Annotated in this window: 12 protein-coding genes; 3 read left to right on the top strand and 9 right to left on the bottom strand. The window is 64.0% G+C overall.

Annotated features, from left to right (window positions below; genetic code table 11):
- Positions 1-315 precede the first annotated feature (315 nt).
- The 3 genes from I6F20_RS04835 to I6F20_RS04825 all read left to right on the top strand — a co-directional run bounded on the left by I6F20_RS04835 (position 316) and on the right by I6F20_RS04825 (position 3,452).
- Positions 316-2,301 carry a PAS domain S-box protein gene (locus tag I6F20_RS04835; protein WP_225125343.1) on the top strand — a complete coding sequence of 662 codons (1,986 nt, stop codon included), beginning with the start codon at positions 316-318 and terminating at the stop codon, positions 2,299-2,301.
- Complete coding sequence (locus tag I6F20_RS04830) at positions 2,298-2,969, top strand: response regulator transcription factor (protein ID WP_109143650.1); 672 nt, start codon at positions 2,298-2,300, stop codon at positions 2,967-2,969. Before I6F20_RS04835 ends, I6F20_RS04830 begins: the two co-directional genes overlap by 4 nt.
- Before the next feature lie 96 nt (positions 2,970-3,065).
- Positions 3,066-3,452, top strand: a complete 387-nt coding sequence (locus I6F20_RS04825; protein ID WP_225125262.1) for a response regulator transcription factor — start codon at positions 3,066-3,068, stop codon at positions 3,450-3,452.
- A gap of 55 nt (positions 3,453-3,507) precedes the next feature.
- On the opposite strand, the gene I6F20_RS04820 is transcribed toward I6F20_RS04825, so the two are convergent.
- From I6F20_RS04820 to pdhA, 9 genes are all read right to left on the bottom strand, one after another.
- Positions 3,508-4,479, bottom strand: a complete 972-nt coding sequence (locus I6F20_RS04820) for a tripartite tricarboxylate transporter substrate binding protein BugD (protein ID WP_225125260.1) — start codon at positions 4,477-4,479, stop codon at positions 3,508-3,510.
- 176 nt (positions 4,480-4,655) lie between these two features.
- Complete coding sequence (locus I6F20_RS04815) at positions 4,656-5,897, bottom strand: threonine synthase (protein ID WP_225125259.1); 1,242 nt, start codon at positions 5,895-5,897, stop codon at positions 4,656-4,658.
- A gap of 144 nt (positions 5,898-6,041) precedes the next feature.
- Entirely contained in the window at positions 6,042-7,463 is a 1,422-nt protein-coding gene (gene lpdA, locus I6F20_RS04810) for a dihydrolipoyl dehydrogenase (RefSeq protein ID WP_225125258.1), read from the bottom strand.
- A 17-nt stretch (positions 7,464-7,480) separates the two neighbouring features.
- On the bottom strand, positions 7,481-7,687 hold the full coding sequence (locus I6F20_RS04805; RefSeq protein WP_225124159.1) for a hypothetical protein: 207 nt from the start codon (positions 7,685-7,687) through the stop codon (positions 7,481-7,483).
- Positions 7,688-7,736: 49 nt separating this feature from the next.
- On the bottom strand, positions 7,737-9,086 hold the full coding sequence (locus tag I6F20_RS04800) for a pyruvate dehydrogenase complex dihydrolipoamide acetyltransferase (RefSeq protein WP_036009848.1): 1,350 nt from the start codon (positions 9,084-9,086) through the stop codon (positions 7,737-7,739).
- Positions 9,087-9,148: 62 nt separating this feature from the next.
- The gene (locus tag I6F20_RS04795) at positions 9,149-9,601 is read right to left on the bottom strand and encodes a nucleoside deaminase (protein WP_057030140.1); all 453 of its coding nucleotides are present in this window, start codon (positions 9,599-9,601) and stop codon (positions 9,149-9,151) included.
- A gap of 2 nt (positions 9,602-9,603) precedes the next feature.
- On the bottom strand, positions 9,604-9,906 hold the full coding sequence (locus I6F20_RS04790; protein WP_008547332.1) for a DUF5076 domain-containing protein: 303 nt from the start codon (positions 9,904-9,906) through the stop codon (positions 9,604-9,606).
- A gap of 3 nt (positions 9,907-9,909) precedes the next feature.
- Complete coding sequence (locus I6F20_RS04785) at positions 9,910-11,292, bottom strand: pyruvate dehydrogenase complex E1 component subunit beta (protein ID WP_225125257.1); 1,383 nt, start codon at positions 11,290-11,292, stop codon at positions 9,910-9,912.
- Between the two features lie 30 nt (positions 11,293-11,322).
- Complete coding sequence (gene pdhA, locus I6F20_RS04780; protein ID WP_036009862.1) at positions 11,323-12,345, bottom strand: pyruvate dehydrogenase (acetyl-transferring) E1 component subunit alpha; 1,023 nt, start codon at positions 12,343-12,345, stop codon at positions 11,323-11,325.
- Positions 12,346-12,550 lie beyond the last annotated feature (205 nt).

Genomic DNA, 12,550 nt, shown 5'->3' with positions numbered 1-12,550 from the left:
GCACGAAACGCTCAATTGTACGGAGGTAAAATGGCCGACATGAGTAGGCATGGAGGAGCTATACCTAAGTTTGTCCCGTATTCGCCCGGGCCCACGCGGCCCGAGTTCAACGAGACGGCGCACGACGCACCGGCTGCACGGTCACCGTGAACCTCGGCCGGCACGGTGTCCTTGAGGCGCCGCAATGGACCTGGCGGTGAGCGGACGGTCCAAAGGCGAACGTCATGACGGCCGACCCGACTTTGGCTGGAATTGCTCCTCTGGCCGCAACGTGCTCTACTCCTGTTCACGCAGAGAGTGCCGGGAGCGTCAGCGATGAAGCCTGGCCGGGCAGCGACGTTCGGAAAGTCAGCCGCGCAATTCCTCGTCGGCTGCTTGAGGCAAACTGTTCCCGCCAAGCAGCGCACTGATGCCAATGCCGCCGACTTGCTCGAGGCCGTCAAGCAATGGCAGCAGGTCTTCGAGCACACGCCGGTCATGTACTTCATGGTCGATCCGGCCGGTACCGTGATCAACGTGAACACATTCGGCGCCGAGCAGCTGGGCTACACGCCGGCGGAGTTGATCGGCCGATCCGTGCTGGATGTCTTCCTCGCGGAAGATCGCGCCACTGTCCGCGCCTGTGTCGCGTTGTGCCTCAAGACCCTTGATCAGTCACACACCTGGGAGATCCGGAAGGTTCGCAAGGACGGCTCGATGTTATGGGTGCGCGAGAACGCCAAGGCCATGCTGCGAGCCAATGGCGGGCCGATCGTGCTGGTCGCCTGCGAGAACATCACCGAACGCAAGGAGGCCGAGAACGCGCTGCGACAGAGCGAGGCTTATCTCGCCCAGGCGCAGGAATTGAGCCACACTGGTAGTTTTGGCTGGAAGGCCGCAACCCGCGAGATCACCTGGTCCAAGGAGACCTATCGCATCTTCGAATGCGAGGAAGGGACGAAGCCCGCGATCCCCTTCATGCTCCAGCGGATCCATCCGGAGGACCGGCTCGCCGTGCAGCAGACGACGGGCCGGGCGGCGCGCGAGGGCAAGGACTATGATCACGAATACCGGCTGGTGATGCCCGACGGTTCCATCAAATACGTCCGAGCGGTGGCACGGGCAACGCGAGATGCGAGCGGTCGCGTTGAGTTCGTCGGATCGGTCACCGACATCACGGCGACCAAGGAGGCAGAACGCAGGCTTCGTGACAGCGAGCAGCGCTTTCGCGATTATGCCGAAACTGCGTCTGACTGGTTCTGGGAAACCGGGCCGGACCACCGGGTCACCCAGATATCCGAGCACTCCGATACCAACACCGCCCCCGCCGGCCTGATCGGGCTCACGCGTTGGGACATTGCGCCCGACGCCGCTCTCGAGCCCGAAAAATGGCGACAACATCGAGCGGCGCTCGACGCCCACGTCCCGTTCCGCGACCTGGTGTACCGCAGCAAAGACCGTAGTGGGCAGCCGATCTACGTCCGGACCAGCGGCAAACCCTTCTTCGACGCGGACGGCACTTTCCTGGGCTACCGTGGCGTTTGCACGGACGTAACCGCCGCCATCCGGGCCAACCAAGCCGAAGACGCACTGCGCAAGGCCCAGGCCGAGCTCGCCCATGTGACACGTGTCACGACACTGGGTGAGCTGACCGCTTCGATTGCGCACGAAATCAATCAGCCGCTCGCTGCAGTGATCGCAAACGCCGACGCCTGCCTCGCCTGGCTGCAGCGCAGTCCGCCGGATCTCAAAGCGGCCCGCCGCTCGGTCGAGTGGATCATCGAGGACGGCAGGCGTGCCGGCGACGTGATCCGTCACGTTCGGGCGCTCGCCAAGCGTTCTGACATCGAGATGGTTCCGCTCGACGCCAATGCGGTCGTGCGGGAGGCCGTCGCGCTGGTTCAACGCGAGATGGCCAGCCACGCCGTGTCCGTCCGCATGGAGCTGTCGTCGGCACTGCCGAGGATCTTTGGCGATCGCATCCAATTGCAGCAGGTCCTGATCAACCTGATCATGAACGGGATCGAGGCCATGGCAGACGTCCACGATCGCCCGCGCGAGCTGGCGATTCGCTCACAGGCGAGTGGCGATAGCGCGATGCAGGTGAGCGTTTCCGACTGCGGAACCGGCATCAGCGAACAGGCGATAGACCGCCTGTTCACGCCGTTCTTCACTACGAAGTCCTCCGGCATGGGCATGGGCCTGTCGATCTGTCGATCGATCATCGAGGCCCATGGCGGGCGACTTTCCGCCATATCAAACCAGGAGCGCGGCGCGACTTTTCAGATCACCTTGCCCCTCCACCGAGAGGAAGCATCGTGACCGAGCGCGCGGACTCTTCGCCGCCGCAGAAGGACGGCGATCAGCCCCTTGTCCTCATCGTCGACGACGACGCGTCCATGCGCCGTGCGCTCACCAATCTGTTCGAGTCGGTCGGTCTCAAGGTCGAAGCATTCGGCTCGGCGCCGCAGCTCCTGCAGGCCAAGCCGCCAGACGTCCCGAGCTGCCTGGTGCTCGACATCCGCCTGCCCGGAACGAGCGGCCTCGAGCTGCAGGCCGATCTTGCCAGGGCAAATATCCACACGCCTATCATCTTCATTACCGGTCATGGCGATATTCCCATGACGGTTCGGGCCATGAAGAGCGGGGCGATCGATTTTTTGACCAAGCCGGTCCGCGATCAGGACATTCTCGACGCAGTTCAGGCCGCGATCGAGCGAGACCGCAAGCGCCGCGACCTCAACAGGATGGTCTCGACGGTCAGATCACGCTTCGAGTCACTGTCCTCGCGGGAGCGAGACGTATTGTCACTGGTGACGTCCGGCCTGATGAACAAGCAGGTCGCCGCCCAGCTCGGATTGGCCGAAATCACCGTCAAGATCTACCGCGGCCAGATCATGCGGAAGATGGGCGCGAAGTCGCTGGCCGATCTGGTGAGAATGAGCGAGGCGCTCGGGATCGGCCCGAACAAGCCCGATGCACAAACCTAAGTATGAGTTTCCAATCGTGACCGGCAGGTCCACCTTGCGCCTTTATGTTCTAGCCGTGGCGACGGCAAGCGTAATTCCCGGCGAGGAGCGGACGTCTTGTCAGTGGCTTCGGTCATCTCGGTGCTTGACGACGACCCCTACGTTCGGGCCGCGATCAACAATCTGCTGGAATCGCGCGGATACAACGTCCACACATTCGCCTCGGCGGAAGAGTTCCTGAGCTCGACCGATTCGAGCGACACCTCGTGCGTGATCGCCGACGTGCAGATGCCGCTGATGAGCGGAATCGATCTGTTGACGCAAATGCGGGCGCAGGGTTCGGCTACGCCGTTCATATTCATCACAGCTTTCCCGGATGAGGTCGTGCGTGTGCGAGCGCTCGATGCGGGCGCAATCTGTTTTCTCGGTAAGCCGTTCGCCGCCTCGGATCTGATGCAATGCCTGGACCGTGCGCTGGCACCAGGTCACCAAACCACGTCGTGAGCGCCCCGCCGCCAGCAAACGCGGCGGTGACGCCGCGAGGAGTGCGCCGCCCGGTTCAATCCACCTTGATGTTCGCCGCCTTGATGATCGGCCACCATTTCGCGATCTCGGCCTTTTGCCGCGTGCCGAGCGCTTCGGGCGTGAGCTGATCCTTCGGTGTCATCTCGAGACCCTGGCTTTCGAGCTGCTTGCGCACCGCAGGATCGTTCAGCGCCTCCACGGCCGCGGCGTTGAGCTTTGCGACGATCTCCTTCGGTGTGCCCTTCGGCACCCACATGCCCGACCACAGCGTCATGTTGAAGCCTTTCAAGCCCGCCTCCTCCGCGGTCGGGATCTCGGGTGCGGAGGCGAGGCGTTTGTCGTCGGTGACGGCATAGGCGCGGATGGTGCCGGCACGGACCTGGCTGATGGAATTTGAGGTCTGATCGACGATGATGTCGATCTGGCCGGCGATGAGATCGTTCAATGCCGGTGCAGTGCCGCGATACGGCACGTATTGCAACTTGATGCCGGAGACGCTCTCGAAATAGACGCCGGCGATGTGGCTGCCGGAGCCCGCGCCGGCCGTGCCGGCGGTCGGCGGCGACGGTCGCGACTTCAGCCAGTCGATCAGCTCCTTCAGCGAGGTCGCCGGCACCGCATTCTTGCTGACCACGATCATCGGGTTGCTCGGCAGCAGCACCACCGGCTCGAGGTCGGCAACGAGGTCGAATTTGAGCTTGTAGACGGCGCCGTTGGCGACGTGGGTCCCGAGATGGCCGAACGAGATGGTGTAGCCGTCGGGCGGCGATTGCACGGCACGGCCGACACCGATCGAGCCGCCTGCTCCGGTGACGTTTTCGATCACGACCGGCTGGCCCAGCGGCACCCGCATACGCTCGGCGAGCACCCGCGCCATTGCGTCCGAAGGGCCCCCGGCCGCGAACGGCACGATGATGGTAATGGGACGCGAGGGAAAATCGTCGGCGCGCGCGGCGCCTGCAACAGCGAGAACAGCAATCAGCGCAGCCCAGAAGGCCTTCTTCATTGTCTTCTCCCCAGTGATGTCTTTTTCTTCACCTCGCCCCGCTTGCGGGGAGAGGTCGAATTGCGAAGCAATTCGGGTGAGGGGGAGTCTCCGCGAACTCAACTGTCACTGTGTTTGCGGAAGCAGCCCCTCACCCCGACCCTCTCCCCGTAAGAACGGGGAGAGGGAGAAGCAAGTTAGAACTTCGAATAGTCAATCGGCATGTGGCGATCGAGCGTGCGGGTGACCGGCGGCAGCGGATATTTCAGGCCGGTCGCGCAGTTGAACAGCATGACGCGATCGGTCTTGCTGACCCGGCCGTCGGCGAGACTTTCCTTGTAGGCGGCGTAGGTCGCGGCACCCTCGGGGCAGAGCAAGAGCCCCTCCTCGCGCGCGACCTCGTTCAGCGCCGCCGAGATCTTGTCGTCATCGACGGCAATGGCAAAACCTTTGCTCTCGCGCACGGCACGCAGGATGAGGAAATCGCCGATTGCCTGCGGCACGCGGATGCCCGAGGCGATGGTGTGTGCGTCCTCCCAGCGCGTCGCATGCTCGGTCCCGGCCTCATAGGCGCGCACCATCGGCGCGCAGCCGGAGGCCTGCACCGCGACCATGCGCGGGCGCTTTGAGCCGATGAAGCCGATCTTCTCGAGTTCGTCGAACGCCTTCCACATGCCGATCAGGCCGGTGCCGCCGCCGGTCGGATAGAAGATCACGTCGGGCACGTCCCAGCCGAGCTGCTCGGCGAGTTCGAGGCCCATCGTCTTCTTGCCCTCGATGCGGTACGGCTCCTTCAAGGTCGAGGTGTCGAACCAGCCGACTTTCGCCTTGCCCTCGCCGACGATCTTGCCGCAATCGTCGATATAGCCGTTGACGCGGTAGACGGTCGCGCCCTGCAGCTCGATCTCGCTGACGTTCACCTCGGGCGTATCGGCCGGGCAGAAGATCGTGGTCTTGATGCCGCAGGACGTGGCATAGGCCGCCAGCGCCGCGCCGGCATTGCCGTTGGTCGGCATCGCCATGTGCTTGATGCCGAGCGCCTTGCCCATCGACACCGCCATCACGAGGCCGCGCGCCTTGAACGAGCCGGTCGGCAGCCGTCCCTCGTCCTTGACGATGACCTCGCCGCCGCCGAGTTTTGCGCCGAGCTTCGGCAGCCGGACCAGGGGCGTCGTGACTTCGCCGAGCGAGACAATGTCCTTGCATTTGCGCACGGGCAAGAGCTCGCGGTAGCGCCACATGTCGCCGGGGCGCTGGGCGAGCGCATCCTTGGTCAGCGCCTTCTTCACGCCCGCGAGGTCGTAGCGGACCAGAAGCGGCTTGCCGGCCTTGGAGAGGTTGTGAACCTCGTCGGCCGCGTAATGATCGCCCTCCATCGCGCATTCGAGATGGGTGACGAAGGTCGGACGTTCGATGGTGAGATTGTCGTTGTCGTTCATGGGATGATTTCCTTCTTGTTCTGCAAACAGCTCTCTCTGCTCGTCATTGCGAGCGAAGCGAAGCAATCCAGAATCTTTCCGCAGCAGCAGTCTGGATTGCTTCGCTTCGCTCGCAATGACGGCGGCGGGCGACGCGCTCGCCCCTCAAATGTTCAACACCCGTCCATACGCATCCAGCACGGCTTCCTTCATCATCTCCGACAGGGTCGGATGCGGGAAGACCGTGTGCATCAGCTCTTCTTCCGTCGTCTCCAGATTCATGGCGACGACGTAGCCCTGGATCAGCTCGGTGACCTCCGCGCCGACCATGTGGGCCCCGAGCAGTTGGCCGGTCTTCTTGTCGAAGATCACCTTGACCAGGCCCTGGTCCTCGCCGAGCGCGATCGCCTTGCCGTTGCCGACGAAGGGAAAGCGGCCGACGCGGATCTCGCGGCCGTTCTCCTTGGCCTTGGCTTCCGTCAAGCCGACCGATGCAACCTGCGGGTGGCAATAGGTGCAGCCCGGGATCATGTTCTTGTCGAGGGGATGCGGATTGAGGCCCTTGATCGCTTCGACGCAGATCACGCCCTCATGCTCGGCCTTGTGCGCCAGCATCGGGGGGCCGGCAACGTCGCCGATCGCGTAGATGCCGGGGACGTTGGTCTTGCCGTAGCCGTCGACCACGATGATGCCGCGGTCGGTCTTCACGCCGACTTTTTCCAGGCCGAGATTCTCGATGTTGCCGACGACGCCGACCGCCGAGATCACGCGCTCGAACTCTGATGTGACAGGCTTGCCCTTGCCGTCGTCGATGGTGGCGAGAACGCTGTCGGCCTTCTTCTCCAGCTTGGTGACCTTGGTCGAGGACATGATCTTGATGCCCTGCTTCTCCAGCCGCTTGCGGGCGAGGCCCGCGATCTCTGCGTCCTCGACGGGCAGGATCTGCGGCAGCACCTCGACCACAGTGACGTCGCTTCCCATGGTGTGGAAGAACGAGGCGAACTCGATGCCGATCGCGCCGGAGCCGACCACCAGCAGCGACTCCGGCATCCGCTCCGGCACCATCGCCTCGAAATAGGTCCAGACCAGCTTCTTGTCGGGCTCGAGGCCGGGCAGCACGCGCGGCCGTGCGCCGGTTGCGACGATGATGTGCTTGGCCTGATAGGTCCCCTCGCCCAGCGCGCCCTTCGGACCCTCGACGTCGGACTTCTTCACCGTGACCTTGCCGGGCGCATCGATCGAGGCCGCGCCCCAGATCACGGTGACCTTGTTCTTCTTCATCAGGAAGCCGACGCCGTCGTTGAGGCGCTTGGAGACGCCGCGCGAACGCTGCACCACCGCCTTCGGATCGAACGAGACCTTCTCGGCGGAGAGCCCGTAGTCCTTGGCGTGCTGCATGTAGTGGTAGATCTCGGCCGAACGCAGCAGCGCCTTGGTCGGAATGCAGCCCCAGTTGAGGCAGATGCCGCCGAGATAGGATTTTTCGACGATCGCGGTCTTGAAGCCGAGCTGCGCGGCGCGGATGGCGGTGACATAGCCGCCGGGGCCGGAGCCGATGATGATGACGTCGAAGGATGTGTCGGCCATAGCGGCTCCCGTTCAACTCAAGAAGCGCCGCGGGCGCGGCGCTTGACCAGAAAAGACCTCACCAGCCATTCGAGCAGCACCACCAGGACTATGATGGCAAGCGCAGTGAGCACGATCGGCTGAGCGATGTTCCGTGCCAGCTGCTCGCCGGCAAAGAACGCAGAGTGAAGAAAATCGAGCCCGACGGGGTTGAGCGCGACGATGACTCCGAGCAATAGCGATATCCATGGCCAGCGGGTCCGGACATGCAAGGTTGCCCCCTCTGCCGCCGCTTCAGACCATCATCATCACGGGGTTTTCGATCAGCTGCTTGAACGCGCCGATCAGCTCGGCGCCGAGCGCGCCGTCGATGGCGCGGTGATCGCAGGACAAGGTCACGCTCATCATGTGCGCGATCTCGATCTTGCCGCCGCGCACCACGGGACGCTCCTCGCTGGTGCCAACCGCAAGGATCGTGGCATGAGGCGGATTGATCACCGCAGTGAAGTGGCTGATGCCGTACATGCCGAGGTTGGAAACGGCCGTGGTGCCGCCCTGGTATTCCTCCGGCTTGAGCTTGCGCGAGCGGGCGCGCGCGGCAAAATCCTTCATCTCGTTGGAGATGGTCGAGAGCGTCTTGGTCTCCGCTTTCCGGATGATCGGCGTGATCAGGCCGCCGGGCATCGCGACGGCGACGCCGACGTCGGAATGGTGGTGCTTGACCATGCCGCTTTCGGTCCAGCTGACGTTGCAGTTCGGGATCTTCTGCAGCGCCACCGCCATCGCCTTGATGACGAAATCGTTGACCGAGATCTTGTAGAGCGGCTTCTTCTCCTTGTCCTTCGGCGCGGCGGTGTTGATCTCCTCGCGGGCAGTGAGCAGCTTGCCGATGTCGCAGTCGATGGTGAGGTAGAAGTGCGGGACGTTCTGGATCGATGCGGTCAGGCGCTGGGCGATGGTGCGGCGCATGCCGTCATGCGGGACGATGTCGTAGGAGCCGGGCTCGAACAGCGACAGGATCTGCTTGTCCGACATGGTCGGCGCGATCGCAGGCGCGCCTGACGGTGCCGCGGCGGGCGCTTTCAGACCCTTGCCGGACTTGGCCTGCTCGACGTCGCGGGCGACCACGCGGCCGTGCGGACCGGTGCCGGCGACCAGGGCGACATCGATGCCGGCCTCCTTGGCGAGACGGCGCGCCAGCGGCGACGAGAATACACGGCCGCCATGACCATTGGCTTGCGCTGCCGGAGCTGCAGCCTGCTGCGCGGGTGCCGCGGCGGGCGCAGCAGCTTTCGGTGCGGCAGGCGCAGGCGCGGGAGCCGGCGAAGCAGGAGCCTCAGCAGCCTTCGGCGGCGCGGCCGAAGCGCTGGGCTTGGCGCTCCCTGCAGCCTTCACGTCCTCACCCTCGCCGGCGAGTACCGCGATCACGTCGTTCACCGGAACGTCCTGCGTACCCTCTGGCACCAGGATCTTGGCGATCGTGCCTTCGTCGATCGCCTCGACCTCCATGGTCGCCTTGTCGGTCTCGATCTCGGCGATGACGTCGCCGGATTTGACCTTGTCGCCTTCCTTCTTCAGCCACTTGGCGAGGTTGCCCTTCTCCATCGTCGGCGACAGAGCGGGCATCAGGATGTTGATGGGCATGCTGACCTCACGAAGAACTTCTCAAAAACGTCGTCCTCGATGTGAAGACGAACAGACCAGGTTTAGTTGCCGATGTCGCCCTGCCACAGGCGCTCATTGGTTGGGATGGAACGCCAATTCTTCATCATGGTGATGGAGCGGTCGTCGGCAAGGTCGATCCACGGAATCCCGAACTTGTCGAGAATGTCCTTGGAGCCTTCGAAGGTGACGGATTCCCCGATCACCACCAGCTTGACCTTGAACAGCGCGAGCGCGCCGGCGCACATCGAGCAAGGCGACAGCGTGGTGTACATGACGGTGTCGTGGAACGAGATCGCGCCGGCCTCGCGCAGGCAGCTCATCTCGCCATGCAGGATCGGATTGTTCTCCTGCACGCGGTTGTTGTGGCCGCGGGCGATGATCTTGTTGTCGCGCGTCAGCACCGCGCCGATCGGCAAGCCGCCCTGCGCGATCGAGGCTTCCGCCTCGCGGATCGCCTCCAGCATGAAATCGTAATGATAGGCTTCGATCGCCATGGTCAGTGCCCCTTGCCACGTGGCGTGGTGGTGCCCGTGTCGGTGGGACGCTCGATCTCGGCCTGGAACATGTCGAGGATCCGGTTCAGCGCGTCCTCCTCGGTATATTCGCTCTCGCGCGCATAGGCGCGCGCGGCATGACGGGCGAGATCGACGAGCAGGAGGCCCCACATGTCCGGCTCCTCGAAGGCGCGCTGGAACGCCATCGACAGCCCACCATCCAGGACGAACACGCGCAGGATCTCGACCGCGTCGTCGCGGGTCATGACGTCTGGCGGCAGTGGCTGCTCCTTGGGGCCTGCCATGATCTACCTGTAGCAGACGGCTTTGGCGGCTTCGACGACGTCCGCCGCCGAGGGCAGCGCGAGCTTCTCCAGGTTCGCGGCATAGGGCATCGGCACGTCCTTGCCAGACACGCGCGTCACCGGCGCATCAAGATAGTCGAAGGCGTTCTCCATGATGCGCGCGGCGATCTCGGCGCCGACGCCGCTCTGGGCCCACCCCTCTTCCACCGTAACCGCACGTCCCGTTTTCTTCACGGAGTTGATGATGGTCTCCGTGTCCATCGGGCGCAGCGTGCGCAGGTCGATCACCTCGGCCTCGATGCCGTCCTTGGCGAGCTCGTCCGCAGCCTTCAGCGCATAGGTCATGCCGTTCGACCAGGAGATGATCGTGACGTGGCTGCCGGCGCGGACGATGCGCGCCTTGCCGATCGGGATGATGAAATCGTCGAGCTTGGGCACTTCGCCGGTGTGACCGTACAGCACCTCGTTCTCGAGGAAGATCACCGGGTTGGGATCGCGGATCGCAGCCTTGAGCAGGCCCTTGGCGTCCGCGGCCGAATACGGCGCCACCACCTTGAGGCCCGGGACGTGCGAATACCACGCCGAATAGTCCTGGCTGTGCTGGGCGGCGACGCGCGCGGCCGCACCGTTCGGACCGCGGAACACGATGGAGCAGCCCATCTGGCCGCCCGACATGTAGAGCGTCTTGGCCGCGGAGTTGATGATCTGGTCGATCGCCTGCATGGCGAAGTTGAAGGTCATGAACTCGACGATCGGCTTGAGACCGGTCATCGCGGCACCGACGCCGACGCCCGCGAAGCCGTGCTCGGTGATCGGCGTGTCGATCACGCGCTTGGCACCGAACTCCTGGAGCAGGCCCTGGGTCACCTTGTAGGCGCCCTGATATTCGGCAACTTCTTCGCCCATCACGAACACGTCCGCGTCGCGGCGCATCTCTTCGGCCATGGCATCGCGCAGCGCTTCGCGGATGGTCTGCGTCACCATTTCGGTGCCAGCGGGGACTTCCGGATCCGGCTCGGCGACGGCCTGCGGAGCAGGAGCGGCTTTCGGCGTGGGCGCCTCGGCGTTTGCTGCGGCCGGCGGCGCGGACTCCGCAGCCTTCGCCGCCGCTGCGGGTGCCTTCGCGAGATCAGCCGCGCTCTCGCCGTCTGCGAGGATGGTCGCGATCGGGGTGTTCACCGCGACGTCGGCGGTGCCCTCGGGGATCAGGATCTTGCCGAGCGTGCCCTCGTCGGTCGCCTCGACCTCCATGGTCGCCTTGTCGGTCTCGATCTCGGCGATGACGTCGCCGGACTTGATCGTCTCGCCCTCTTTCTTCAGCCATTTGGCGAGGTTGCCCTTCTCCATCGTGGGCGACAACGCGGGCATCAGCACTTGAATTGGCATATCTTCTCCAAAGAAAGCTTGCGCGCGCGTTCAGCGGTACACGTCGGTCCAGAGCTCGGCGGCATCCGGCTCGGGATCATGCTGGGCGAAATCGGCGGAGGCGTTGACGATGTCGCGCACTTCGGCGTCGATCGCCTTGAGATCGGCCTCGCTGACCTTGGCGGCGAGCAACCGATTGCGAACCTGCTCGATCGGATCCTGGTCGTGGCGAACCTTCTCGACCTCCTCGCGCGTACGATATTTTGCGGGATCGGACATCGAGTGGCCGCGATAGCGGTAGGTCTGCATCTCCAGGATGAAAGGACCCTTGCCGCCACGGCACCAGGCCGCCGCCTCCTCGCCCGCCGCCTTCACGGCGCGGACGTCCATGCCGTCGACCTGCTTGCCCGGGATGTTGAAGGACGCACCGCGCTTGGAAAAATCCTGCTGTGCCGAGGCGCGCGAGACCGAGGTGCCCATGGCGTAGCGGTTGTTCTCGATGACGTAGATCACCGGCAGCTTCCAGAGCTCCGCCATGTTGAAGCTCTCATAGACCTGGCCCTGATTGGCCGCGCCGTCGCCGAAATAGGTGACGCTGACATTGTCGTTGCCGCGATAGTGGTTGGCAAAGGCAAGGCCGGTGCCGAGCGAGACCTGGGCGCCGACGATGCCGTGACCGCCGTAGAAGTGCTTCTCCTTGCTGAACATGTGCATGGAGCCGCCCTTGCCCTTGGAATAGCCGCCGCGGCGTCCCGTCAGCTCGGCCATGACACCGTTGGCATCCATGCCGGTCGCAAGCATGTGACCGTGGTCGCGATAACCGGTGATGACCTGATCGCCCTCTTTGAGGGCCATCTGCATGCCGACCACCACGGCCTCCTGGCCGATATAGAGGTGGCAGAAGCCGCCGATGGCACCCATGCCGTAGAGCTGGCCTGCCTTTTCCTCGAAGCGCCGGATCAGGAGCATGTCGCGGAGCGCCTTGAGTTCCTGCTCCTGCGTGAATTCCGGGGGCGAACCGCCGTCGGTCTTGTCCTGTGGAGCGCTTGCGGCGGCTTTCTTGGGTGCGGCCATGGGAATTCCGGGTCAGAGAAAACTTTCGCCCTCTCTAACCCAAGTCAAACGCCCTTGGAAAGCACCGCGGCGGCATGGCACGACTTTCATTATGCCGCACTGCAACGTGATCGAAATATTGCAAAATCTTTGGCGCTGATCGGGCAACAAATCTATGAGCGCCATCGCGCGCGCAGATTCGTGACCGGATCAAGAACAGTGCACG

The sequence above is a fragment of the Bradyrhizobium sp. IC3123 genome (assembly GCF_020193625.1).
GTDB lineage: Bacteria > Pseudomonadota > Alphaproteobacteria > Rhizobiales > Xanthobacteraceae > Bradyrhizobium > Bradyrhizobium yuanmingense.
The sequence above is the reverse complement of the archived record's forward strand: the minus strand, read 5'-3'. Positions and strand labels throughout refer to the sequence as shown.